The sequence below is a fragment of the Pseudomonas sp. SCT genome, from assembly GCF_003864275.1.
GTDB lineage: Bacteria > Pseudomonadota > Gammaproteobacteria > Pseudomonadales > Pseudomonadaceae > Stutzerimonas > Stutzerimonas stutzeri_AE.
In genome coordinates, this window is the sequence record NZ_BDJA01000002.1 from 360,654 (window position 1) to 384,578 (window position 23,925).

Consider the following 23,925-nt stretch of genomic DNA (forward strand, 5'->3'; position numbering starts at 1 on the left):
TACCTGCGCGAAAGCGTGGTGCGGCGCAGAGAAGCGGTCGAGCCGGCGGGGCAGGTCTGCCGAAAGGCATCGCTCGGCGACCTGGCGGCGCTGGCGGTGCAGCCCGCGTGGAAAGGACTGTGCCGTCGTCCACCCTTGCATGTCAGATCCGACAGGGGGATTGCCACATCCACCGGACCGCCCGGTGGATGTGACAGTCGAGGCGTGTCAGACCTCGTCGTCCTCTTCCTCGCGGATCAGCACGTACTGGCCTTCGGCATCGTTCAGGCAGTCCCAGACGTAGAACATCGATACCTGGCCCGGGCTCTCCGTGACGGCGGCGTAGTCGCCGGGCACGGCAGTGAAGTAAACGCCGGAATCAGGTGCTGCCTGGCAGGCGATGCGGGCGACGACGAAGGCTTCCGGCGCGGTGCCGTCGAAGTAGTCGTCACGGTCCTTGGCGTCCCATTCGGCGGGCGCCTCGAAGGGGCCGCTGATGATGATGCGCGCGTCGCCCAGGTCCTGCTCTTCCGCTTCCTCGTCATATTCGTCGGGGCGGTACAGGGTGCATTCCAGGGCTTCCGGGTTTTCGAGAATGGCCGCGCGGGATTGTGGGGTGAGTGTCTGCATGGAATCTCCGACTGCGGTTGGGTGTGAGTGGGCAGTGTGGTTGAGCCGCCCGGGCAGTGCAATCGGAAGCGTAGTCGCAGGCCTGCGCGTCAGCTGTGGCGCCGCTCAGGGCTGGCGCCACAGGCTGAGTTGCCTGGTTCTACATCAGGCGCGGAAGCGATCGACCTGCGTGCGCAGTTCCGCTGCCAACCTGTCCAGCTCGCTGGCGGTTCCAGCCAGGTTGGCGACCACTTCGCGCTGTTCCTGATTCGCCAGGGCGATGCTCTGCAGGTTGCTGCTCAGCAGGGTCGCGGTGCTGCTCTGCTCCTGGGTGGCGGTACTGATGGCACTGAATTGCTCGTCCGCGCTGCGACTCTGCTCGTCGATAAGTGCCAGGGCTGCGGCCACCTTGGCATTGCGCTCGAGACCGTCATCCATCAGGCGTTGGCCGAGTTCCATGGTGCTCATGGCGTTACCGGTTTCCGCCTGGATCTGGCTGATCATTCCGGTAATGCGATCGGTGGCTTCGCGAGTGCGCGAAGCGAGGCTGCGAACCTCGTCGGCGACCACGGCAAAGCCACGGCCCTGTTCACCGGCGCGGGCCGCCTCGATCGCAGCATTGAGTGCGAGCAGATTGGTTTGCTCGGCAATGGCAGTGATCACGCCAACGATGCTGCCGATTTCCTGCGAGCGCTGATCGAGGCTCCCTACCACGCGGGCCGTGCCGCTCAACGCCGTAGCGATCTGTGCCAGTGCGTCGGATGCCTCGTCCATGGCGGTGCGGCCGACGCTGGTCTGCTCGGCATTGGCGCGGGCCACGCGCTGGGTGTCGCGCATGTTGTCGGCGATGTTCAGTGAAGTGGCACTGAACTCTTCGACCGCACCGGCCATGCTGGTGATTTCACCGGACTGCTGCTCCATGCCTTCGTTGGCACCGCTGGAGAGCCCGGCCAGCAGTTGCGCACGTTGGCTGACTTCGCCTGATGCATTGCGGATGCGCGCGACCATCTCCGATAGCGCTTCACCCATCCGGTTGAAGCTGGCCGCCAGCTGACCGATCTCGTCATTGCTACGTACCTGCGAACGCACGCTGAGATCACCGGCACCGAGCGCCTGCGCCTGCTCTACGACTGCCGCCAGGGGCTTGAGCTTATGGCGCAGCAGCCAGATGGTGGCGGCGACCGCAAGGATCATCGCCAGCAGGTTGCCGATGGCCAGACGCGAACCGATGCTCCAGGTTACGTCCTGGATTTCTGCGGCAGGCATGCTGGCCAACACCGTCCACGGGCCGCCCTCGAAAAGGGTCGCGACGCTGTAGATATCGGAGCTGCCATCCGTCCAGTAAGCGCCCTTGCCGCTCTGGCTGCCCAGCTCGGCGACCTGGTTGGCCGCCTGGTCCGGCTGGCTCAGGTTCGGCGGTGCCACCAGCCACTGCTTTTTCTCGTCGAGCAGGGCGAGCGAGCCGCTTTCGCCGATGCGAAAGCGTGCCAGGCCATCGAACTGCGCGCGCTGTGCCTCGGTGTAGTCGAAACCGACGAAAAGTACCGCCGTCACCTGGCCCGTGGCGTCTTTGACCGGGGTGTACTGGGTCATGTAGTGGCGATCGAACAGAAACGCGCGGCCGATGTATTGCTTGCCGCTCAGCAGTAGCGGATAGGCCGGGTGCTGGCGGTCCAGCAGGGTTCCGATGGCACGGCTGCCGTCCTGTTTGGTGACTGAGGTGCTGACCCGCACGAAGTCATCGTTGTCGCGTGCGAAGACGGTGGCGACACCGGCGGTCATCTCACGAAAGTCGTCGACCACGCTGAAATCATTGTTCAGCGGCGCGCCCTCATGCATGAGCGCTGGTGTCATGACGCCGCCGACCTCGATGCGCTGCTCGGAGTCGAGCTGCAATCCATCGGTAAAGCGCTTCTCGAAAAGCCCGCTGAGACGCTGGGTATTTTCGCGCAGCGTGCCATGGAAGGTGGCCAGCTGATCGGCCAGTAGCCGAGCTTCGCTGGCTAGATGTTGTTCGCGGGTATTGAGGTTGGCCGCGTTTAGTGAGCGAAGGGCGAAGAGCGTGCTGCCGGTGATGACGACGGCGAGGATGAGCGCAAGTGCCACGCCAAGTTGCGTGGCGATCTGAGCACGGGGCTGTTGCAAGATGATCTCCTGACCGAGCTGATAAGGACGGGACGACGCTGCTCGATACATTAGGGGGTATCAGCGAACTGCCCAGGAGCTTTAGCGGCCGGCGCCAGCGTGAAGCGTCGCCGAATGGCCGTTCGCAACCTTCAGACCGCCGGTGCCGCGCGATTCGAACGCTGCGTGGTTTGTCGCCTCCAATCGGTATCAGTCACCCACCCGCGACAGCCGAGGCGACCATGAAGCCAGATGATCAGCAAGCAGGCGATGAGCCTGATGTAACCATGACCGATGGCGGCGAAAAGAATGCCGGTGAAGATCCGGATTTCGACGACCAGGCCGCCGGTGACGACGATCAGTCATCGTCGCTGGATGACCCCGACGAGCCAGAAGTGCTGCCGGACGACCCGGATATCCAGGGGCGCGACGGCTCCAGCCAGCCGGGCTAGCCATCCCCATTCGGACCCGCGTCGCCAGCGGGCTACTCGCGCCATAGGAATCGCCATGAACATCTATCAAGTCAGGCCCACCGACATGGGCTGGGAGCTGGAAGACCAGCAATCGCAGGAAACCGTGCTGCGCACGCTCACCAAGGACGAGATGTACAGCGCCCTCGACGCCTTCATGGAGGGGCGTACGGCATCGGTCGAAGTCATCGGCCGCGACGGTGAACTGGAGGAAGAGCGGCCGTACCCCGGCAGTCATCATCTGTAGCCAGGGCAATTTCCTTCAATAAGGCGACTGCCGCGCGCCGCTAGTCTGCTGCCTCCTTCGACTGGCGAGCAGAGCACTTATGGAACTCTATCTGTCGATGGCCGCGTTCGCGCTGGCCTCTTCGATCACTCCGGGGCCGGTCAATCTGGTGGCGCTGAACTGTGGAGCACGCTTCGGCTTTCGTGCCAGCGGGCGGCACATTGCCGGCGCAACCATCGGCTTCACCCTGTTGCTGTTGCTCATCGGCCTCGGCTTGTACGAGCTGCTGGAGCGCGCACCGGTATTGCTGCGCGGTATCCAGTGGGGCGGGGTGGCGTTCCTGCTGTATATGGCCTGGCGGCTGGCGACCGATGACGGACGACTGCAGCCTGAAGGCGCCGCGAGTGGGCCTTCGCTGTTGCAGGGTGCGTTGATGCAATGGCTCAACCCCAAGGCGTGGCTGGCTTCCGTTGCCGGCATGGGGCTGTTCGCGGCGAACGGCGAGGTGCAGCGGGTCTGGCTGTTCGCAGCCCTGTACTTCCTGATCTGTTATGCCTCGATCGCTTGCTGGGCCGGTGCCGGCGCTTTTCTGAGTCGCTACCTGCAGGAGCCTGCGCGGGTGCGCTGGTTGAACCGGACGATGGCGTTGTTGCTGGCCGGCAGCGCGCTTTATCTCGTGCTGGGCTAGTTGCGGGCAGTCCGGTCGCGGTACTGGCCGGGCGTTGCGGCCAGCTGGCGCTTGAAGGTGCGCTGGAAGTGCGCCTGGTCGGCAAAGCCTGCAGCCAGCGCGATCTCGGCGAGGTCCAGGCCCTCGCGCAGCCAGTGCTGGCTGCGCTGGATGCGGCGGTTGAGCAGATAAGCATGCGGGGTCATGCCGTAGTGCTGCTTGAACGTGCGGATGAAGTAGGACGGCGAAAGCTCCGCGGCCTGGCAGATGTCTTCCAGGCGCAGCGCCTCGGTGCAATGTTCGGCGATGTAGTCGGCAGCGCGGCTCAGCTGCTGCAACGGTTCGGCATGTGGCTGAGTTGGGGCGGGCGCCAGCGTCTGCTGCAGTAGCGTGAAATATTCCACCGCGGCGCTCTGTTTGTGCAGCGTGTCCGCCTGCGGATCGTGCAGCGTGGCGTATAGCTGGGTCAGCCCGTTGAACAGCGCCTGGTCGAGGCTCTGGATCGATGCGTAGGGAATGAAGTGACCGGCGCTACTGACGCCCAGCTCATGCTGCAACGCGCCCAGCCAGCGTGCGTCGACGTAGAACATCAGGTATGACCAGGGCCGACCATCGATGGGGTTACAGGCGTGCACGGTCTGTGGATTGATCAGCACCAGCGTGCCGCGGGCGATTCGTTCCTGGGCGTCGTCGTTGAAGTAGGTGCTGGCGCCTGCGGTGATAGCGCCGATGGAAAAGGTCTCATGGCAATGCGGCGCATAGCAGACCTTGCGCCCGTCCGCGACGGCACGTGCCTCGAGGAAGGGCAGCGCAGCATCGCGCCAGAAGCGGGGTTGGCTATCGTCCGAACCGTTCACGTTGAGAGCGCCGTGGTCAAAAACTGGAACCTGACTCTAGCAATCATCCGTCGCTCTGGCATGCTCGATCGTCCGGCTCGCCGTTTCGTCTTCCGAACAGGAGTTCCCCATGCGCCCAATCGTTGCCTTCGCCGCACTGCTTTCGCTGGCCGGCTGCTCGTCCTGGCAGCCCGATGCCGAGGATATCGTTCCGGTGCCGGCCGAGCGGGTGCTGGCCTATCAGCAGGCGCTGGAGAATGCGGGTGAGGTGGTGGTGACACGCGATTACGGCTTGCGTGGCGGCGGCTGCTATATCGCCGTGCTGATCGACCGCCAGCTGGCGGCGCGCATTCATGTCGGCGAGGTGGTGCGTTTTCAGGTGCCGGCCGGCGCGCGCATCGTCAGCATCGGCACCGATCCGCTGGATGACACGCTGTGCGGCAAGCTCAGCCTGCGCCGCGAGAAGCTGGCGCAGGTGCAGGCGGGGCAGACGCTGGAGTTTCGCGTGATCAGCGACAATCGCATCGGCTTCGACATCCTGCCAGTCGAGCCGTGATGGTCGGCGAATTACTTGATCACTGTCCGCGCGGTCTTCAGGTATTCGCTGGTGTAGCTTTTCACTTCGTCCGCGTCCTTGGCTTCCGAGGCGATGTGAATCTCCTCGAGGGTGTCGGTCAGGCCATCCATCTCTTCGTTGATCTTCTCCAGGGCGTCCTTGAGCGTGTAGGTCAGCTCGTGGATCTGCGCCATGCTTTCGGGCGTCAGGCCCTGCGCCATGGCCTGTTCGAGGCGGCTGTTGTAGTCGGAAAAGTTCTTCACCGCCTCGGCCAGGTTGCGTGATGGCTGGGCGTCGGCCAGGGCATGGCCGGCAACGATGGTGGTCAGCGCCAGAATGGCGCTCTGAATAAGCGTTTTCACGACAGGTCCCTAGCTGGAAATTGTGGGGCGCGAAGGTACCACCAGTTCGTCGGGACGCTGTGCAGCAGCGCACAGTCTGCGCTGCGCCATTAGTCGCATAGCGGCCGGGTGGAACTGGTCATCGCCGAATGTTTTCCAGCCCGTAGATCGTCTTCCTATGCGACCGCCAGACCGCTGCTACGGTCGTCCCTGTTCTTGAAATAACCGCTCTGGGATAGGTGTTTCAGAACGGTTTCGCTAAAGAGGCGACTGTCACAGCCGATAGCTGAGGGGCGCTGGCATCTGGCCTTTATTGGATGACCAGGCGTTCGGGGGATTCAACAACAAAGCACCTCGTTATCTCATTGCATGCAGGTTCCGCAAAGGAACTACAGACCGGCGAGCCAACGTCGGCATGAACCATTCGAGATTGATGCCTTACTTGCCAATTTGCCGGCCCCGGGGTCGGCACGCCATATGGAAAAGAACGAATGATGCAGCAACTGACTATCCGAGCCCGCCTGTTGATTCTGGTCGGGGCGATGCTGACCGCCTGCTTGGTGATCGGCCTGACCGGGCTGAATGCACAGCAGCGCAGCGTCGCTGGCCTCAACACTGTCTATCTCGACCGTGTCGTACCGCTGCGCGACCTCAAGCTGATCGCCGATCTGTATGCGGTGAAGATCGTCGATACCACGCACAAGACGCGAAGCGGCATGCTCACCTACGGACAGGCTCGTGATGATGTGCGTAATGCGCGCGGCGAGATTCGTCGTCTCTGGGGTGACTTCATGAGCACCAAGCTGATCGAAGCCGAACGCCGGGTGGCGACGCGCCTGGAGGGTTTGATGAAAGCTGCCGACGCTCCGCTCGACGATCTTGAGCGCATTCTCGACCGTCACAGCGAGAAGCGCCTGGCCGCGTTCGTCGTCAATGATCTGTACCCGCTGATCGACCCGATCTCCGAAGGCTTCAGCGAGCTGATTCATCTGCAGCTTGGCGAAGCCAAAGCCGAATACGACGAGGCGTTGGCACTGTACGAGCGCAACCGGGTGCTGAATATCGGCCTGTTGCTGGCGCTGCTGATTGGTGGCGGCCTGTTCGCCATGGTGTTGCTGCGCAGCATCAGCCGGCCGCTGGAGGAGCTGAAGCAGGCCGCCGCATCGGTGGCCGCCGGCGATCTGAGCCGCACCATCGCGTGTCGCGGCAAGGACGAGATCACCGAAGTGCAGCAATCGATCCGCCAGATGCAGCAAACCCTGCGCGATACGCTGCAGGATATCCAGGGCTCGGCCACCCAGCTGGCGTCCGCCGCCGAAGAGCTGCACGCGGTTACCCAGCACACTGCGCAGGGCATCCATCAGCAGAACGAAGAAGTGCAGATGGCCGCTACTGCGGTCACCGAGATGTCGGCTGCGGTGGATGAAGTGGCGGGCAACGCCAACCGCACCTCGGATGCCTCGCGCGATGCCGAGACGGTAGCCGACGACGGCCGCCGGCAGGTGACCGCCACGCGGCAGACCATCGACCAGCTGAGTGAAAAGCTGCAGCAGACTGCCGGCACAGTGACCCGGCTGGCCGAGGAGGCGGCGAGCATCGGCCAGGTGGTGGATGTGATTCGTGCGATCGCCGACCAGACCAATCTGCTCGCCCTCAATGCCGCCATCGAGGCGGCGCGGGCTGGTGAGGCCGGACGTGGCTTCGCGGTGGTCGCCGACGAGGTACGCAACCTCGCGCAGCGCACCCAGAGCTCGACCCAGGAGATCGAACGCATGATCGGCGCGATTCAGAGCGCTACCGATCAATCGGTGCGCGACATGCAGCAGAGCAGCGAATTCGCCTCGCGCAGCCAGACCATGGCCGGCGAAGCGGATCAGGCGCTGGGGCTGATCGCCGAGCGCGTCGGGCAGATCAACGAGATGAACCTGGTAATTGCCAGCGCCGCCGAGGAACAGGCGCAGGTCGCGCGGGAGGTGGATCGCAACCTGGTGGCCATCCGCGACATCTCCGAGCAGAGCGCCACCGGTGCGCAGCAGACCTCGGTGGCCAGCGACGAACTGGCGCGCCTGGCCACGCAGCTCAACCAGCTGGTCGGGCGCTTCCGTCTGTAAGCGAAGAGAGGTTGCCTCCCCCGACCTGGGCCACTCACCCAGGTGGGGCGGCGAACGAGTCTTACCGGGCGCTGTTCGTGGGCCTGGAAGCGCAGCGCTGACGTCCGTTAACCGCGCTCGGCAATGTCCTCTCGGGCCGGTTGTGCGGCGCCCAGCTGCTGCTCGCCGGCTTCCAGCAGGGCCTGCAACGCACGACCATAGGCGCCGAGTGCCACGCGCAGGCTGTTGTTGTGGGTGGCACCCTCGACCAGCAGCAATTGCTTGGGCTGGCGCGCGGCCTCATACAGCTGCTCGCTGAAACGCGGCGGCACATAGCGATCATCGGTGCCGTGCACCACCAGTAGTGGCATGCCGATGCGGTCGATCTTCTCCAGCGAATCGAATTTCTGCGACAGCAGCCAGCGCACCGGCAGCGTGGTATCCGATACCACCGTCGCTACGTCGGCCAGCGAGGTGAAGGTCGACTCGATGATCAGCGCGCGCGCCTCGGCCGGTGCATCGTCGCGTTCGGCCTGCTGGCCCAGCTCCGCTGCCAGGTCGACGGCCACCGCGCCACCGAGGGAATGCCCGTAGATGAAGCGCTTGCTGGCGTCCGGCTGCAATTCCTTCAGGCGTTCCCAGCCGATGCGCGCGTCGGCATACACGCTGCGTTCCGACGGCAGGTCGCCAAGGCTCTGGCCAAAGCCGCGGTAGTCGATGGCCAGCACTGAAAAGCCCAGTGCGCGCAGCTGCTCCAGGCGGAACAGATGGCCGGTGAGGTTCCAGCGCACGCCGTGCAGGTAGAGCAGGGCGGGCGCATCGGCTTCGGCGGCCGGCCACCACCAGGCGTGGATGTTCTGCTGGTCGCCGAACGCCGAGTCAGTCAGCTGCAACTCTTCGATGCCGCGCGGCAGGCCGCTGAACCAGGACGCGGTGCCCGGTTCGATGCGGAACACCAGCTCGCGTTCTTTCTGTTCGAGCACCGAGCAACCCACCGGCAGGCCAACGGCGAACAGGGCGATGAGCAACAGGCAGAGCCGGCGGGCTTTGCTGCGAAACAGGAAGAAGCGCTGCAAGGTCAGGGTCTCGAATCAGGGGCTATGAATAGGACCCGCTTGCCGAATGATCTGCAAGACGACTCCTCGCCTGTCTGATTACTGCATGTTGCGCGCCACGGCAGCGGTCAGCGGATGGCCAGCATTTCATCAGGAGCAGCAGGCGGCCGGACCTGCCTCGGCTTCCCGCACGGTGCGCTCGATCTTCCAGGCCCAGGCGAACACCAGCAGGCCGCCCACGGCAGTGGCGGCACCGATATAGCCGGTGGACGTCCAGCCGAAACCGGCGGTGATCGCCAGCCCGCCGAGCCAGGGCCCAAGCGCATTGGCGACATTGAAGGCGGCGTGATTGGAGGCGGCTGCCAGGGTCTGGGCATCCGCGGCGACATCCATCAGATGGGTCTGCAGCGCGGGCGACAGCGAGACCATGGTGCCCACCGCAAACACCGCCGGAAAGATCGTCCACACCGAGTGCGCGGCCAGCGGGAATACCAATAGCACCAGCGCGCTCCACAGCAGCAGCCAGGCGACCGCCTTGAAGCGCAGCCGATCGAACAGCCAGCCGCCAACCAGGTTGCCGACGATGCCGCCGAGGCCGAACGCGGCAAGGGCAAAAGGTATCCAGCCGGCACTGACGCCGGTTACTTCCAGCAGCGTGGGTGCCATGTAGCTGAACACGCAGAACATCCCGGCGAAACCGATCGAGCTGATTGCCAGCGCCAGCCAGACCTGCGGCCGGTTGAAGGCGCGGATTTCGTGCAATGGGCTGTTGCGTGGCTCGTCGCGGTTCAGCGGCAGGAATAGCGCCACCAACAGCACCGTAAGCAGGGCGATGGCGCCGACCAGGGCGAACGCATAGCGCCAGCTCGCCCATTGGCCGAGCCAGGTGGCCAGCGGGTTGCCGATCAGGATTGCCACGGTCAGGCCCATCAGCACGCGGGCCACGGCCTGGGCGCGCTTGTCCGGCGGCACCATGGACGCGGCCACCAGCATCGCCACGCCGAAATAGGCACCGTGGGGCAGGCCGGTGATGAAGCGGAAGATCATCAGCGTCGAGTAGTCCGGCGCCAGTGCGCTGGCGAAATTGCCCAGGGCGAAGAAGCCCATCAGCAGCAACAGCAGGTGCCGGCGAAACAGCCGTGAACCGAGGATCGCCAGCAACGGTGCGCCCACCACTACGCCCAGCGCATAGGTGCTGATGACGTTGCCGACCTGGGGCTCGCTGATGCCTAGGCCTTCGGCCACGTCAGGCATCAGGCCCATGATGGCGAACTCGCCGGTGCCGATGGCAAAACCGCCCATGGCCAGTGCCAGTTCGAGCAACAGCACGGCGCGAGCAGAAAGGGGCGGAGTCGCTGCAGTGGCTGGCGCCGTCATGGTTACCTCATCTCGTCAAAAGGGGCGGCATTATTCACGCTTGCGGGAATTGGTAAAGCCCTACCGCAGAAGAAGGACAAACACAGGGAGGTGGGATTGCGTCGAAGCAGCGGAGTTCGTCTGCCATGAAGAAAAGCGTCGAGCGCTTCGGCAGTTGAATTGATAGGCGGCTGGGTGGCGTCGATTTTTTGGCCTCCGATCTTGATTATGGTCAGGGTGACCGTCGGGTCGGATCCGTATTTTGCGCGGCACATCTCATATCGATTTGATCGCGCGCCAGCCTCCGTCCCGCATCTGGGCGCCATGAAGTCGATCGGCCTCTGCAGCACCTCGCATCATTCAGGAATGTCCGATGAAACTCCTGTTTTCCCCAGCTGAACTGCTGATGAACCGTCTCAACTATCCGAGCAAGTTCGCTTTGATCGGCTTGTTGGTGTTTCTCGCCTTCGCCAGCCTGATGTGGACCATCGCCAGTCAGCTCAACCGCACCATCGAGCGTGCCGAGAACGAACTGGTGGCGTCCGCCCTGGCGCGGCCGCTGTCCAAGCTCGTCGAGTTGACCCAGCAGCATCGCGGCGTATCGGCGATATTGTTGGGCGGCAATGTGGCCATGGCCGATCGCCGAACCGCCCTGCAAGCCAGCGTCGATGCGGCCGTCGCGGAAATGAACCGCACCTTGGCCGAGGACAAGCGCGCCATGCGCGAATGGCAGGACATCAGCCGCGGCTGGGACGAGATCAAGCGCAGCGTGCAGGGTTGGTCGCAGCTGCAGAGCTATCAGGCGCATACCGCACTGATCGGCGAGCTGCTGAATTTTCAGACGCTGCTCTCCGATGCTTACGGCCTGACTTTCGATCCGGAGCCGCAGACCTATTACCTCATGACCACCGCGGTCAACCGCCTGCCGTTTCTCATCGAACGCTTGGGCCGTCTGCGCGGCAGTGCGTCGGCCATGCTGGCCCGGGGCGAAATCAGCGATGAGCAGCGCACGGCGTTGATCGTCGTGACCGAGGAGATCCGTTCGGCCACGGTGGAGATGGAACGCAGTATGGAAAAGGTCATCGCCCAGCGACCGGAGCTGCAGACGCAGCTCAACCGCGCGGTGGCGACCCTGCGTGAGCGCGGCGAAGCGGTCGACCGGGTGGTGCAGGGCATGGTGGTGCGTGGCGATTTCAGCAGCACCTCGTCGGCGCAGTTCTTCGACATGACCACCGAAGCGATCGGCATCGGCTACACGCAGATGTACGACGTGCTGCTGCCGAGCCTGGACCAATTGCTGCAGCAGCGCATCGACGACGCGCGGCAGATGCTGCTCGGCAACCTCGCCATGCTGCTGGTGGTACTGGCGGTGATCGGCTATCTCTCGGTGGGCGCCTACCTGTCGGTGATGACCAGCATTCGCAGCCTGCGCGACGGCAGCGAGCGGCTCGCCGCCGGCGATCTCACTGCGCACATCCAGCTGGCCGCGCGGGACGAGCTGCGTTACGTGGCTGGAAGTTTCAATGACATGGCCGAGGCGATGCGCCAGTTGATCGGCAGCATCAAGAGCAACTCCGACCACGTCGCCGACTCGGCGCGCAGCCTGGCGACCGCTTCGGGGCAGATTCATGTCGCCTCGCAGTGCCAGAGCGATGCGGCATCGAGCATGGCGGCTGCAGTGGAGCAGATGACCGTTGGCATCGAGAGCATCGCGCGCAACGCCGGTGAGGCCGATGCACTGGCCAATCGCTCCGGTGAACTGTCACGCCAGGGCGGCGAAATCGTTGCGGCCGTAGTCGAGGAAATCAGCCAGATCGCCATATCGGTAGGCGACTCGGCGCGCACCGTCGCCGAGCTGGGCGAGCGTTCCGGGCAGATCTCCGCCATCGTCGGGGTGATCGGCGATATCGCCGCACAGACCAACCTGCTGGCGCTGAACGCGGCGATCGAGGCCGCGCGGGCGGGCGATCAGGGGCGTGGTTTTGCCGTGGTGGCTGACGAGGTGCGCAAGCTGGCCGAGCGTACCGCCAATTCCACCAAGGAAATCGCGCAGATGGTTTCGGCCATTCAGCAGGGCACCGAAGGTGCGGTGCAGGGCATGGAGCAGGGCGTTGCCAAGGTCAACGAGGGTGTCGCCCGCGCGCAGCGCGCCGGCGAGGCCATGGGTGGCATTCGTGAGGCGGCCAACCAGGTACTGTCCACTGTCGCGGAGATTTCCAATGCGCTGCGTGAGCAGAGCGCGGCATCCGCCGAAATCGCTCAGCAGGTGACGACCATCGCGCGCATGGCCGAGGAGAATGGCGAGGCGGTGGGCACCAACCACCACACCGCCAGCCGTCTCAGTGATCTGGCCGGCACCCTGCTGGACAATGTCAGCCGCTTCAAGGCTGGCTGAGCACCAGCCTGTTCGACGGCGCCGCCTGGTGCCGTCGAGGTCACTGGGCTGTTACAGCAGCTCCACCCCAAACGGGCGCATGAGCAGCGTGAACAGACCAAAGCAGACGACGGTGATGACAGCGCTTGTCAGCAACGCCAACCAGAAGCCCAGCCGCGGAAGCAGCAGCGGAAACGCCAGGAACATCGGCAAGGTCGGCAGGACATACCAGAAGGTATACCGGGCGTGGTTGGCGATCTTCTCCGGCGACTGATTTTCCAGGTACAGCCAGATCAGCGTAAGAATGGTAATGAGCGGCAGGGCGGCGATGAAACCGCCGAACTTGTCGCTGCGCTTGGCCGCTTCCGAAACCAGTACCACCATGGCGGCGGTCAGCGCGTACTTGGTGATGATCCAGGACATGAGTTTCTCCCGTACAAAGCCGCAGCACCGGCCGTGCTTGGTCGGTGCTGCGCTGTTTTGCGCTGAGCTCAGAACACCTGTTCGATGGTGATGTACTCACCGTCGGTGCGCAGGGTGAGTTTCACCGTCTCATTGGTGCGGTTTCGCCAGAACCAGCCGTGCTTGCCGTCGAACGCGGCGACCAGTTCACCCTTCTGTTCCGGTGTGTTCTTGCCCTTGCCATAGCCGTGGTAGAAGCCCTTCGGCGCCTTGTAGGGATCGCCGTGGGTGTCGTAGTTGAGGCGTCCACCGTTGGCCGTCCAGTGGAAGTTCGCCTTGGCGCCTTCCTTCATCTCCAGCTTGATTTCGGTGGCCTGGTTGGGCTTCAGGGTCAGATTCACCTCATGCTGCTGGGTGGCCACTTTTGGCTGTTCCGGTTTGGCAGGTACCGGTGCTGCAGCTGAAGCCGGCTCGGCCTGTGCCACTGCGGGCGTTTCTTCGGCGGGTGTAGCCTCGGCAGATCCAGCCGGTGCCGCGACGGCCGGTGGTCGCGCTTCAGCGGCAGCCTCCTCGGCCAGGGTGTGTTTCAGCTCACCCATCTGGGTAAGGCCCAGAAGGCGGCCGGCACCGGTCGGGTCGATGGCGTACTCGGCGGGCATCACCACGGTTACCAGCAGCACGCCGGCGGCGATCAGGGCAATGATGGTGGAGCGCAATAGCTGACCGCTGCTGGGCAGTTCGGTCAGGTCGGGTCGATGGTTGTTGTACATACGAAAAATTCCTTACTGGGACACGATCAGGCCGGTGAGCTGGTAACCCATCAAGAGGAAACCGGCGCTCATCATGGCGACGTTGGCGGTATAGGCATGGCGCCAGAAGCCGGCGGTGCGCCGCCAATAACCCATGGCAATGAGAATGGCGCTCAGCGCCAGTAGCTGGCCGATCTCGACGCCGACGTTGAAGGCGATCAGGTTCGGGATCAGGCCATCGGCGGCAATCTCGTACTCGAGAATCTTGGTCGCGAGGCCGAAGCCATGGATCAGGCCGAACACCAGCGTGGCCGCCCGTGTATCAGGCTGATAGCCGAACCAGCGCTCGAAGGCGCCAAGGTTGTCCAGGGCCTTGTAGACGACCGAAAAGCCGATGATGGCGTCGATCAGGTAGGCACTGACGCTGATCTCGGTCAGTACGCCCAACAGCAGCGTGACCGAGTGGCCGACCGCGAACAGGGTGACGTAGAGCGCGACATCCTTGAGCCGGTAGAGAAAGAAAATCACCCCGAAGAGAAACAGCAGGTGATCGTAGCCGGTGATCATGTGCTTGGCGCCCATGTAAATGAACGGCAGCAGCATCACGCCCGAGCTTTCCTGGATGAAGCCCTTGTCGCCTTCGGCCACGCCATGGGCGAGTGCGTCGGACGCGAGGAAGAACAGCAGCATGCCGAAAACCGGCAGCAGCGAGTGGCGCAGGCGTGCGTAGAACGCAGCGAGCCCGCGCAAGGATTGCGAATGCATGAAATTGTCCTGAGCTGGTGAGAACAGGTCACCGCAGGTGACCGCCATCAGAGCGAGGCTAGGCCCGAGGAGGGCGCTCGATGCGCGACACCGGGCTTTCCGGTAGCGCAGGGCGCGGCCAGGCCGGCACGTCTGCACGCTCGGGTTGCGCGGACAGGCTCAGCAACAACACGGGATGAGGGGTTTCGTGGATGTGATCGTCCAGTACGTGCACATGCTGCAGTTGGCACAGCGTGCAGTTGCCGGGCTGCCGCTCATGGCCGGCAGTGTGATGCTGGTGATCGTCATGCCAGTGGGCCTCGGAACCATGCTGAGCCACGCTGTTGAGCCAGGACAGTGCGTGGCTGCCCCAGCCCATCAGGATGGCGATGAGCAGAGCGGATACCAGCGGGGTCTTGGGGCGTGGGCGGATCATCAGCGATCTCGTGTTGCAGACGTCGCTCGCAGAGCAGGGCATGCCGTTTCGCCTGACATTGCGCGCCGCGCATGGTCAGGACGACGCGATTCTGGCAGCCATCGTCGGGCCTGTCTGCATCTGCCGCCATTGCTCAATGGGCGAATTTCCCCTCCGCCTTGGTAGTAGTCTGAGAACCCACCAGACGCTCGACGACCGGGATTCCCGCGGTTGCTCATAGCGGCCAGATCCAGAGGATCGTCGGCACGGCGCAGAGCACCACCAGAATCGACAGCGGCAGCCCAAGCCGCCAATAGTCACCGAAGCGATAGCCGCCCGGCGCCATCACCAGCGTGTTGGACTGATGGCCGATGGGCGTGAGAAAGGCACAGGACGCGCCGATCGCCACGGCCATCAGAAAGGGATCGACCGACACGTCCATGCCGCGCGCCAGGCTGATCGCCACCGGCGCCGCGAGCACCGCCGCTGCGGCGTTGTTGACCACATTGGAGATCAGCATTACCGCCACCATCAGCAGCGCCAGCGTCCCGGCTGGCGGCAGCGACTGGCCCAGTCCCAGCAGGGCTTCGGCGATCAGCTGCGAGCCCCCGCTGGTTTCCAGCGCCTGGCCGACCGGCAGCATGGCCGCGACCAGTACGATGACGGGCATGTCGATACTTTCGTAGATGCCGCCCAGAGGAATCAGCCCGACCAGGATCATCACCAACGCCCCGGTAACTAGCGCGGTGGCGGCGGGAACCAGGCCGAAGGCGATGGCCGCCAGGGTGATGGCGAAGATGGCGCTGGCCAGCAGTACATTGCGCGGGGTGGTGATGCTCAGTCCGCGGGAGGCCAGCGGCAGGCAGCCCAGGCTGTTCAGGCTTGATTGCAGCGCGTTTTCGCGGGCCTGCAGCAGCAGGATGTCGCCGGCGGCGAAGCGGATCTGGCCGAGCCGCTGGCGCAGCCGCTGTCCCTGACGGGCGACGGCCAGCACGTTGACGCCGTGGCGCTCACGCAGGTCGAGGCCGCTGGCGGTCGTGCCGACCAGTATCGAGCCGGGTGAAATGATGGCTTCGGCCAAGGTCAGCTCGCCGTGCCTACTCTTGTGATTCTTTTCGGTCTTCTCGTCTTCGAGCGCCTGTTCGGTGGCCTCCTGCTCGTTCTGTGCCTTTTTCTCCTGCTCGTCAACATTGGCCGCCAGCTCGACACCGGTGACGTCGAGCAGCGCCTTGAGGCTGTCCGAGTCGGCTTCCACCAGCAGGATGTCACCCTCGCGCAGCACCTCGTAGGTGGACGGCATGCGCTGGCGTTCGTCGCCGCGTACCAGAGCAATCACCTGCACATCGGCCTCGTCCTTCACCGCATTGATCAGTGCGTGCAGGGTGCGCCCGGCGTATTTGCAGCTTTCCGGCACGCGCACTTCGGTGAGGTAGGCGCTGATCTCGAACAGATCGCCGTTGCCTTCCTGTTCCTGCCGCCGCGGCACCAGCCGCCAGCCGAGCACCGCGATGAACAGCACGCCGGCGACCGTCACCGCGGCGCCCACCGGAAGAAAGGCGAACATGCCGAAAGGGGCCTCGCCTGCTTCGGCGCGGTAACCGGCGATGATCAGGTTCGGCGGGGTGCCGATCAGCGTCAGGGTGCCGCCCAGCAGCGAACCGAACGCCAGCGGCATCAGCAGATACGAGGGTGAACGGCCGCTCTGGCGCGACATCCAGATCGCCACCGGCATGAACAGCGCCAGCGCGCCGACGTTGTTCATGAAGCCCGAGCTCAGCGCGACGATTCCAGTCAGCGCGGCGACCTGCGCCCATGGCCGATCGCCGACCTGCATCAGGCGCCGCGCCACCGAGTCCACCACGCCGGCATTGAGCAGTCCGCGGCTGAGTACCAGCACCGCGGCCACCGAGATCACCGCGGGATGGCCGATCCCGGAGAACACCTCGTCAGCCGGCACCACGCCGGTCAGCGCACAGGCGAGCAGCGCGCCGAGGGCGACCAGGTCGTAGCGCCAGCGATTCCAGACGAACAGCACCAGCGTTGCCGCCAGTACGCCAAAGACGATCAGCTGTTCGCCGGTCATGCATTTTTCTCCGCGCCGCCAGCGATTCGCAGCGCGTCGGCGCCGTCGTTCGGGGCGGTAATGTCAGTGGAAACCAGATGAGGTATTGCGCTGCAGCCCACCTGGCTGCAGTGGTAATGCGGCTGTCATAAACAGACTGCGGCCGCTGCGCAAAGGTGCCGGCAGGTTATGGCAAAAATGCGCGTTGCACGGCAAGGTGGCGGCACAACAATTCGAAAGGTCCTTGCCATGCCTGAATCCGTTTCCCTGCGTTGCCGCGACGGTTATACGCTGTCTGCGCAGCTGTGGAGTCCGCACGGTCCGGCGCGCGGCGCGGTGATCATCAGCTGCGCGACCGGGGTGCTGTCGCGCTATTACGCGCGCTACGCGAGCTTTCTCACTGAGCACGGTTTTACTGCACTGACCTACGATTTTCGCGGCATCGGTGGCTCGCGGCCGCAGCGCCTGCGCGACATGCGGATGCGTTGGCGCGACTGGGGTGAATACGACTTCGATGCCGCGGTGCGCTACATGCGTGAGCGTGATCCACACGGGCTGCTGGTCGCAGTGGGGCATAGCGCTGGCGGCTTCATGCCGGGCTTTGCCGAAGCCGCCAGCGAGGTGGATCGATATCTGAACGTTGCCGGACAGTACGCCTATTGGCGCGACTACGCCGCCCAGCAGCGCCTGCGCATGTACGCCAAGTGGCATCTGTTCATGCCCGCGGTGACCCGCCTGGTTGGCTATTTTCCCGGACGCCGCTTCGGCTGGCTGGAAGACCTGCCGGCGGGTGTCGCGCTGGAATGGGCGCGGCGCGGCGCGCGGCTGGAAGACAGTTATTCATCCACCGAGCACGAGCTGCTGTTCAGCCGTTTCGCCGCGATCCGCGCGCCGATCCTCGCAGTAAGCACCAGCGATGACGAGTTCGCCACGCCAGCGGCCATGCGTCGGGGCTTGGGTTACTTTCGCAACAGCCCGCGTCAGCTGGTGCAGCTCAATCCACGCGCGATGGGCTTCGAGCGCATCGGCCATTTCGGCCTGTTCCATGACCGGCACCGCAACGGTTTCTGGCGCGACACGCTGGAGTGGATCGCCGAGGGCCGCAATCCCTGGCTCGCCGATGAGGTCATCGAGGCAGGAGCAGCGCTGAACAGCGACGCCGCCATTCCCTTCGGCGCGCCATCCGGCTATAAGCCTGGCCCATGAACAAGACCGCCCTGCAGCAGCAGATCATCGCCACCCTCGAAGCCGACCGCGACGTCGCCAAGGCTGTGCTGGCCGCGACCCACGAGGCCGCCACCCATGCCGAGAGCAAGGCCGAGAACAAGTACGACACCCGTGGCCTGGAAGCCGCCTACCTCGCTGACGGGCAAAGACGGCGCCTGCACGAGATCGAGACGGCGCTTGCCGCTTACCGCAACCTGCAGCCGACCATCGGCTCGGACGAGTGCGTGCGGGTCGGTGCGCTGCTTTGTCTTGAACACGATGGCGCCGAACGCTGGTTCTTCCTCGGCCCGGATGCCGCGGGGCTGAAGCTGCAGCATGAAGGCCGCGAGATTCTGGTGATCTCGCCGCGTTCGCCATTGGGTCACGGGCTGTTGGGGCGTCAGGTGGGCGCTGAGGTGGAACTGCAGGTCAATGGCCAACGACAGAGCTATGAGGTGCTGGAGGTTCACTAGCGCTGCTGCTCGTATCGGTCTGGCTCGGCGAAGGCATTCGCGGTTTAAACCGCTCCCACGCCACCCCCACTGAGCCAGGGCTGAATGACGGGCTAGCCGCTGCTCAGTCCGCAGCGGCCGGCTTGCGTCGCCGAGCCGGTTTGCGCGGCGCGGCGCTGCGTTTCTTTTTCCACGGTTTTCCCCCTCGGCCCGCGGCCATCGGCGGGCCGCTGATGGTCATGCGCAGCCCGGCGCAGCGTTCGACCAGCTTGCTCATCCACGCCGACTGTTTGGCGACGAATTCTTCCAGCGGCATCTCGCCGCTCTGCACCATGTCCAGCGCCTGTTCCCAGATCGCCGTGGTCCCGGGGTCGGCGATTGGCCGCGGCACGGCATCGATCAGGCTGAACGCCGCCGGTGTCGCCGCCAGCGCCTTGCCCTGACGAAGCAGATAGCCGCGGTCGAGCAGGCCCTGGATGATCCCGGCGCGGGTCGCTTCGGTGCCGATGCCGGTGGTGTCCTTGAGCTTCTGCTTCAGCCGCGGGTCGTCCACCAGCTTGGCGACGTTCTTCATCGCCTTGATCAGGTCGCCTTCGGTGAAGGGTTTCGGCGGCTGGGTCTGCTGGTCCTTGAGGTTGATCTCGCCCACCGCGTAATCCTGGCCCTGTTGCAGGGCCGGCAGGCTTTGCGGCGCGGGCGCCTCGCGATTGCCCCGTGCCGGCGCCAACGCTTCGGGCATGGCGCGTTTCCAGCCCGGTTCGACGATGCGCTTGCCCACCGCGCGTAGCGCCTGGCCGGCGCAGTCGAAGTCGGCCTGGGTGCGGTCGTACTCGTGGTTGGGCAGAAACTGCGCCAGATAGCGCGCGCGGATCAACTCGTACACCGCACGCGGTCGCCCGGACAGACGTTCCAGACCCCGCACTGCTGCGGTGGGAATGATGCCGTGGTGAGCGCCGACCTTGGCGTCGTTCCAGGCCCGTGAGCGGCGCGACAGGTCCAGATGTGGCTCAAGCGCCGCGAGCGTCGGATCGGCCTGCCCCAGCGCCGCGACGATGGCTCGCGCTTCGCCGTGCTGGCTCAGCGGCAGGTAGCCGCAGTCGCTGCGCGGGTAGGTGATCAGCTTGTGGGTTTCGTACAACGCCTGGGCGATATCGAGGGTTTCCTGAGCGCCGAGGCCGAGCTTCTTCGAGCAGACTTCCTGCAGCGTGCCGAGATCGAACGGCAAGGGTGCAGCCTCGCGCTGGCGTTCGGTCTTCAGTTTCACCAGCCGGGCGGCGGCAGAGTCGCGCATGGCATCCGCGGCCTGTTGTGCTCGGGCCTGATCGAGGCAGCGGCCCTGATCATCGCAATAGTCATCCGGCGCCTGCCACTGCGCGGTGAAGGCGGTGCCATCGGTCAGCAGCTGCACGTCGATGGCCCAGAAGGGCACCGGGACGAAGTCGGCGATGCTGCGATCGCGATCGACTACCAGGCGCAGCGTCGGCGTCTGTACCCGGCCCACCGGCAACACGCCCTGGTAGCCGGACTGGCGGCCGAGCAGGGTGAACAGCCGGCTCATGTTCATGCCGATCAGCCAGTCGGCACGCGAGCGGCCAAGGGCGGCGTGGTAGAGGTTGAAGGTCTCGGCGCCGGGCTTGAGCGCGGCCAGCGCCTTGCGGATCGAGGCGTCGTCCAGCGCCGACAGCCATAACCGGCGGATCGGCCCGCGATAGCGGCAATGCTCGACCAGCTCGCGGGCGATCATCTCGCCTTCGCGGTCGGCGTCGGTGGCGATCACCAGTTCGCTGCATTCGCCGAGCAGGCGCTTGACCGCCTTGAACTGGCTGGCGGTCTTCGGCTTGACCAGCATCCTCCAGCGCTCCGGCACGATCGGCAGGTCGGCCAGCACCCAGCGCTTGTAGCGCGGGTCGTAGGCGTCCGGCGGGGCGGTTTCCAGCAGATGGCCGATGCACCAGGTCACCGTCACCCCGGCGCCCTGCAGGCAGCCGTCGCCACGCCGGTTGGCGCCGAGCACCTTGGCGATGTCGCGGGCCTGGGAAGGTTTTTCGCAGAGATAGAGTTGCATGGAGGCTGTGACGGCAACGGTCGATGGCGCGAAGCATGTGCACAAACGGCGCTTCAGGCAATCTTTATCTGTATGTGCATACAGTTGTTGCGGGTCGATGCCGGTCGTTCTTGAGTGTGATCAAGTCTGGCGGCGGCGAGGAGGCTTAGCCTGTGGCCACTGCAACAACGCCAGAAAAGGCACCCGCAATGGCCAAGAAATTTCCCCTAGAACCTTCCCACCCCGAACGTGTGTGCTGGGGCTGCGACCGCTATTGCCCGGCAACATCGATGGCCTGTGGCAACGGCGCGGGCCGCACCCAGCATCCGGCAGAAATGTTCGGCGAGGACTGGTATCTGGACGAATGCTGGGGCATCGACCCGGAGCTGATCGCCAAGACCCGCAAGGAGTCGTCGACCTGATGCTGTGCCGGGTCCTGCGCTAGGCGCGATCAGCGAAACGCTGCACTACCACACTGCCGATGATGTCGCCCTCGACGTTGACCGCCGTGCGCACGGTATCCAGCAAACGGTCAATGGGCAGCAGGATCGCCACCGCTTCAGCCGGCAGGCCGACCGCCTGCAGCACCATCACCATGGTCACCATGCCGGCGCTGGGAATACCTGGCGCGCCAGTCGAGGCGATCATCGCCGTGAAGAACACCACCGCCTGCTGCGCCAGGCTCAGCTCGATACCCATCAGATTGGCGACGAACAGCGCAGCTGCCGCTTCGTAGAGCGCGGTGCCGTCCATGTTCATGGTCGCGCCCAGCGGCAACACGAAGCCGGCGATGCCAGGGCGCACCTTGAGGTTGTCCTCCGCGCAACGCAGGGATATCGGCAGCGTCGCCGCGCTGGAGCTGGTGGCGAACGCGGTGATCAGCGCCTCGCGGGTACCGCGGAAGAACCACAGTGGCGATTTGCCGGTGGCCAGGAAGAGAATGCCCGGCAGCACCACGATGCCGTGGAACAGCGTGGTGGCGAACACCAGAGCGATAAAGCCGCCGACGGCACTGAGCAGCGCCACATCCTGCTCGGCCACAAGCTTGATCAGCAGGGCAAGGATGCCGAGCGGCGCCAGGCGCATGATCCAGCTGATGATGCGCATCATCAGCTCGAGAAATTCCTGCAGTACCACGAGGATATTCCGGTAGCGGTCGCCGCCGGCCACCAGGGCGATGCCGATGAACATGGCGAACACCACGACGGCCAGGATGCTGCCGTTGGCCAGCGCGGCGAAGGGGTTCTGGAACAGGTTGGCGAAGAAGTGCAGGAAGAACTCCGGCAGCGTCAGCTGGCGCGCCTCGAAGTCGTTCATCGCCTCGGCGAACAGGTCCAGCGACAGCCCCGCGCCCGGCTTGAACAGGTTCGCCGCGACCAGCGCCACCAGCATCGCCGCACTGGTGGTGAGGGTGAAGTAGACCAGCGCGCCGCCCCACACCCGGTGCACCTGATGGTGCGCCTGCAGGTTGGCCACGCCGACCACGATGGAGGTGAAGATCAGCGGGATCAGCACCATCTTCAGCAGGCCGATGAAGATGCTGCCAAGCAGGGTGCTGGCGTAGAGCACGCCCTCGCGTACCGGCGCGTCGGTCGGCAGCGTGCCGGTCAGCCAGCCGATGGCGACACCCAGGCAGGCCGCGATAAGAATCTGCAGGTTGAGACTGGGCAAAGGGGTGGCTCCTCGGATCGGTAGCGGTGGCGCTAAGCAAAAGAATGAACGCTGCGGTAAAAAGTTCGCATCGCGCGGCGCAATCATACAGACGCGACGCAACCGACGTGCCAATGACCTGGCGTCGGCCGGCCGCTGACAAAGCCTCGCAGCTGGGTTTTCATGACGGGGCGGGTAGAAGAGGGCGCGAGTCATGAGCGATCAGGACATCGAACAACGCATCGCCCGCGATATCGCCAGATGGCAGCGCGGCGTGCAGGAAAAAGGCGAACCGCTGGTGATGGACGAAGGCTGGCTGCAGACGCCGCCGGGCTTGCGCTTGCCGTTCTCGGTGCTGAAGAGCGCCGGGGTGCCGCCACGGGAGGTGGAGTTGCTGGCGCAACGTGCCGCGTTGCGCGAACGACTGGATGCCTGCACCGATACCCAACAGCGCGCGCGGCTGGAGTACGAGCTGAGCGAACTGGAGCAGCACATCGCCTTCCGGCTGGAGGCGTTGCAGCGCCTGGGCCGCGGTTGAGCGCCTCACTGGCGTTCGCCCATGGCAGGAGTAGCATGCGCATTCGGTCTATTCCTATAGGGAGAAGCACGTGGCTACAGCACGAATCGGATTTCTGCCGGCGGCGTTGATCGCCGCGGCAGTGGCCTTCGCCGGCTGGTCGGTGGGGCAGGGCGTTGAGCGTTTCCGCATGGCCGACCGCACGGTGACGGTCAAGGGGCTGGCGGAGATGGACGTGAAGAGCGACTTCGCGGTGTGGACGCTGGGTTTTCGCCGTGGTGGCGATCAGTTCGCCGAGGTGCAGAAGGGACTGAGCGAGGATCGCCAGCGGGTGCTGGACTTCCTCCGCGAGCAGGGCTTCAGCGAGGAGGAGCTCGAGGTGCGGCCGTTGCAGGTACAGGATCTGCTGGCGCGTGAATGGGCCTCGCGCGATGTGGCGCTGCGCTTCAATGGCCAGGGTCAGGTACTGGTCAAGTCCGAGCGCGTCGATGCGGTGGGCAAGGCGGCCAATGCCATCGATCCGCTGATCTTGGCCGGTGTTCAGCTGGATACCGAGGTGAACGGCTTCGCCGGGCCGCGCTACCAGCTGCGCGGCTTCAACGAACTGAAGCCTCAACTGTTGGAAGCGGCCACCAGCAATGCCCGTGAGCAGGCGACTCGTTTTGCCGATGATGCTGGCGCCACGCTGGGGCGGTTGAAGAATGCCAACCAGGGGGTGATTCGGGTTATCGATGATGATGGTAGTGATATGGACAGTGGGCGGACCGTGGGGAAACGGCTGCGGGTGGTGAGTACGTTTGAGTACACCTTGGATTGAGAAGCGGCTGAGCGCTGCTGAGCGCTGGGTGTCGTTGCTGGCATGTCGAGCGTGGCTGCCAGTGGTTCACAGCGGATACGGGCGCTTTGACGGTTCGATTCAGGACAATTACCGAGTGTGCTGACACTTTTGGTTTCGGCCCCTCGGCCGAGTCACTTTCTCTTTGCTCGCGCGAAAGAGAAAG

General features: G+C 64.6%; 23 protein-coding genes and 4 pseudogenes. 13 read left to right on the plus strand and 14 right to left on the minus strand.

What is annotated here, in order from left to right; all coding sequences use genetic code 11:
• Nucleotides 1-207: 207 nt before the first annotated feature.
• The 3 genes and pseudogenes from BHD08_RS06190 to BHD08_RS23440 form a co-directional block, all read right to left on the minus strand.
• On the minus strand, nt 208-609 hold the full coding sequence (locus BHD08_RS06190) for a hypothetical protein (protein WP_015276232.1): 402 nt from the start codon (nt 607-609) through the stop codon (nt 208-210).
• Nucleotides 610-753: 144 nt separating this feature from the next.
• Nucleotides 754-1,617, minus strand: coding sequence for a methyl-accepting chemotaxis protein (locus tag BHD08_RS23435; protein WP_375708241.1), 864 nt, complete (start codon nt 1,615-1,617; stop codon nt 754-756).
• 42 nt (nt 1,618-1,659) lie between these two features.
• A pseudogene (locus BHD08_RS23440) lies at nt 1,660-2,784 on the minus strand (Cache 3/Cache 2 fusion domain-containing protein); the annotation flags it as partial.
• Between the two features lie 170 nt (nt 2,785-2,954).
• Here BHD08_RS23440 and BHD08_RS06200 point away from each other — a divergent pair.
• The 3 genes from BHD08_RS06200 to BHD08_RS06210 all read left to right on the plus strand — a co-directional run bounded on the left by BHD08_RS06200 (nt 2,955) and on the right by BHD08_RS06210 (nt 4,096).
• The gene (locus tag BHD08_RS06200; protein ID WP_015276234.1) at nt 2,955-3,164 is read left to right on the plus strand and encodes a hypothetical protein; all 210 of its coding nucleotides are present in this window, start codon (nt 2,955-2,957) and stop codon (nt 3,162-3,164) included.
• Nucleotides 3,165-3,219: 55 nt separating this feature from the next.
• The gene (locus BHD08_RS06205) at nt 3,220-3,429 is read left to right on the plus strand and encodes a hypothetical protein (RefSeq protein ID WP_015276235.1); all 210 of its coding nucleotides are present in this window, start codon (nt 3,220-3,222) and stop codon (nt 3,427-3,429) included.
• A 79-nt stretch (nt 3,430-3,508) separates the two neighbouring features.
• Nucleotides 3,509-4,096 (plus strand): LysE family translocator, encoded by a 588-nt coding sequence (locus tag BHD08_RS06210; protein ID WP_015276236.1) that lies wholly within the window; start codon nt 3,509-3,511, stop codon nt 4,094-4,096.
• On the opposite strand, the gene BHD08_RS06215 is transcribed toward BHD08_RS06210, so the two are convergent.
• Nucleotides 4,093-4,932 carry an AraC family transcriptional regulator gene (locus tag BHD08_RS06215; RefSeq protein ID WP_125021171.1) on the minus strand — a complete coding sequence of 280 codons (840 nt, stop codon included), beginning with the start codon at nt 4,930-4,932 and terminating at the stop codon, nt 4,093-4,095. The two genes, BHD08_RS06210 and BHD08_RS06215, sit on opposite strands and share 4 nt — an antisense overlap.
• A gap of 109 nt (nt 4,933-5,041) precedes the next feature.
• Between BHD08_RS06215 and BHD08_RS06220 the strand changes: the two genes are divergently transcribed.
• Nucleotides 5,042-5,467, plus strand: coding sequence for a 3-isopropylmalate dehydratase (locus BHD08_RS06220; RefSeq protein WP_125021172.1), 426 nt, complete (start codon nt 5,042-5,044; stop codon nt 5,465-5,467).
• An 11-nt stretch (nt 5,468-5,478) separates the two neighbouring features.
• On the opposite strand, the gene BHD08_RS06225 is transcribed toward BHD08_RS06220, so the two are convergent.
• Nucleotides 5,479-5,829 carry a DUF6746 family protein gene (locus BHD08_RS06225; RefSeq protein WP_125021173.1) on the minus strand — a complete coding sequence of 117 codons (351 nt, stop codon included), beginning with the start codon at nt 5,827-5,829 and terminating at the stop codon, nt 5,479-5,481.
• 521 nt (nt 5,830-6,350) lie between these two features.
• Between BHD08_RS06225 and BHD08_RS23445 the strand changes: the two are divergent.
• Nucleotides 6,351-6,788 (plus strand): annotated as a pseudogene (locus BHD08_RS23445) (methyl-accepting chemotaxis protein); the annotation flags it as partial.
• A gap of 132 nt (nt 6,789-6,920) precedes the next feature.
• Nucleotides 6,921-7,919 (plus strand): annotated as a pseudogene (locus BHD08_RS23450) (methyl-accepting chemotaxis protein); the annotation flags it as partial.
• 107 nt (nt 7,920-8,026) lie between these two features.
• On the opposite strand, the gene BHD08_RS06235 reads toward BHD08_RS23450, so the two are convergent.
• A complete protein-coding gene (locus BHD08_RS06235) occupies nt 8,027-8,974 on the minus strand; it encodes an alpha/beta hydrolase (RefSeq protein ID WP_125021175.1) in 948 nt (315 codons plus the stop codon).
• A 129-nt stretch (nt 8,975-9,103) separates the two neighbouring features.
• Entirely contained in the window at nt 9,104-10,330 is a 1,227-nt protein-coding gene (locus tag BHD08_RS06240; RefSeq protein ID WP_125021176.1) for an MFS transporter, read from the minus strand.
• Between the two features lie 1,387 nt (nt 10,331-11,717).
• On the opposite strand from BHD08_RS06240, the pseudogene BHD08_RS23455 reads away from it, so the two are divergent.
• Nucleotides 11,718-11,798: pseudogene (locus tag BHD08_RS23455) on the plus strand (hypothetical protein); the annotation flags it as partial.
• Nucleotides 11,799-11,996: 198 nt separating this feature from the next.
• Nucleotides 11,997-12,704 (plus strand): methyl-accepting chemotaxis protein, encoded by a 708-nt coding sequence (locus tag BHD08_RS23460; RefSeq protein WP_375708242.1) that lies wholly within the window; start codon nt 11,997-11,999, stop codon nt 12,702-12,704.
• A gap of 51 nt (nt 12,705-12,755) precedes the next feature.
• Here BHD08_RS23460 and BHD08_RS06250 read toward each other — a convergent pair whose 3' ends face one another.
• From BHD08_RS06250 to BHD08_RS06270, 5 genes are all read right to left on the minus strand, one after another.
• Nucleotides 12,756-13,106 (minus strand): DUF3147 family protein, encoded by a 351-nt coding sequence (locus tag BHD08_RS06250; protein ID WP_015276244.1) that lies wholly within the window; start codon nt 13,104-13,106, stop codon nt 12,756-12,758.
• A 68-nt stretch (nt 13,107-13,174) separates the two neighbouring features.
• Nucleotides 13,175-13,855, minus strand: a complete 681-nt coding sequence (locus BHD08_RS06255; protein WP_125021178.1) for a transmembrane anchor protein — start codon at nt 13,853-13,855, stop codon at nt 13,175-13,177.
• Nucleotides 13,856-13,867: 12 nt separating this feature from the next.
• Entirely contained in the window at nt 13,868-14,599 is a 732-nt protein-coding gene (locus BHD08_RS06260; protein ID WP_125021179.1) for a HupE/UreJ family protein, read from the minus strand.
• Between the two features lie 58 nt (nt 14,600-14,657).
• Nucleotides 14,658-15,014 (minus strand): hypothetical protein, encoded by a 357-nt coding sequence (locus BHD08_RS06265; protein WP_125021180.1) that lies wholly within the window; start codon nt 15,012-15,014, stop codon nt 14,658-14,660.
• A gap of 214 nt (nt 15,015-15,228) precedes the next feature.
• Complete coding sequence (locus tag BHD08_RS06270) at nt 15,229-17,076, minus strand: SLC13 family permease (protein WP_125021181.1); 1,848 nt, start codon at nt 17,074-17,076, stop codon at nt 15,229-15,231.
• A gap of 228 nt (nt 17,077-17,304) precedes the next feature.
• On the opposite strand from BHD08_RS06270, the gene BHD08_RS06275 reads away from it, so the two are divergent.
• Together BHD08_RS06275 and BHD08_RS06280 are read left to right on the plus strand one after the other, a co-directional pair.
• The gene (locus BHD08_RS06275) at nt 17,305-18,261 is read left to right on the plus strand and encodes an alpha/beta fold hydrolase (protein WP_125021182.1); all 957 of its coding nucleotides are present in this window, start codon (nt 17,305-17,307) and stop codon (nt 18,259-18,261) included.
• Entirely contained in the window at nt 18,258-18,734 is a 477-nt protein-coding gene (locus BHD08_RS06280) for a GreA/GreB family elongation factor (RefSeq protein WP_125021183.1), read from the plus strand. The genes BHD08_RS06275 and BHD08_RS06280 overlap by 4 nt, the downstream gene beginning before the upstream one ends.
• 103 nt (nt 18,735-18,837) lie before the next feature.
• Here the strand turns inward: BHD08_RS06280 and BHD08_RS06285 are convergent, their stop codons facing one another.
• Entirely contained in the window at nt 18,838-20,778 is a 1,941-nt protein-coding gene (locus tag BHD08_RS06285; RefSeq protein ID WP_125021184.1) for a DNA topoisomerase III, read from the minus strand.
• A gap of 188 nt (nt 20,779-20,966) precedes the next feature.
• Here BHD08_RS06285 and BHD08_RS06290 point away from each other — a divergent pair, with 188 nt between their 5' ends.
• Nucleotides 20,967-21,179: a DUF3079 domain-containing protein gene (locus BHD08_RS06290; RefSeq protein WP_003283903.1), complete on the plus strand. Its 213-nt coding sequence runs from the start codon at nt 20,967-20,969 to the stop codon at nt 21,177-21,179.
• 19 nt (nt 21,180-21,198) lie between these two features.
• Here BHD08_RS06290 and BHD08_RS06295 read toward each other — a convergent pair whose 3' ends face one another.
• Nucleotides 21,199-22,428, minus strand: a complete 1,230-nt coding sequence (locus BHD08_RS06295; RefSeq protein ID WP_125021185.1) for a dicarboxylate/amino acid:cation symporter — start codon at nt 22,426-22,428, stop codon at nt 21,199-21,201.
• Between the two features lie 193 nt (nt 22,429-22,621).
• On the opposite strand from BHD08_RS06295, the gene BHD08_RS06300 reads away from it, so the two are divergent.
• Nucleotides 22,622-22,945 carry a hypothetical protein gene (locus BHD08_RS06300; RefSeq protein WP_125021186.1) on the plus strand — a complete coding sequence of 108 codons (324 nt, stop codon included), beginning with the start codon at nt 22,622-22,624 and terminating at the stop codon, nt 22,943-22,945.
• 70 nt (nt 22,946-23,015) lie between these two features.
• Nucleotides 23,016-23,741, plus strand: coding sequence for an SIMPL domain-containing protein (locus BHD08_RS06305; protein ID WP_125021187.1), 726 nt, complete (start codon nt 23,016-23,018; stop codon nt 23,739-23,741).
• Nucleotides 23,742-23,925: the final 184 nt, after the last annotated feature.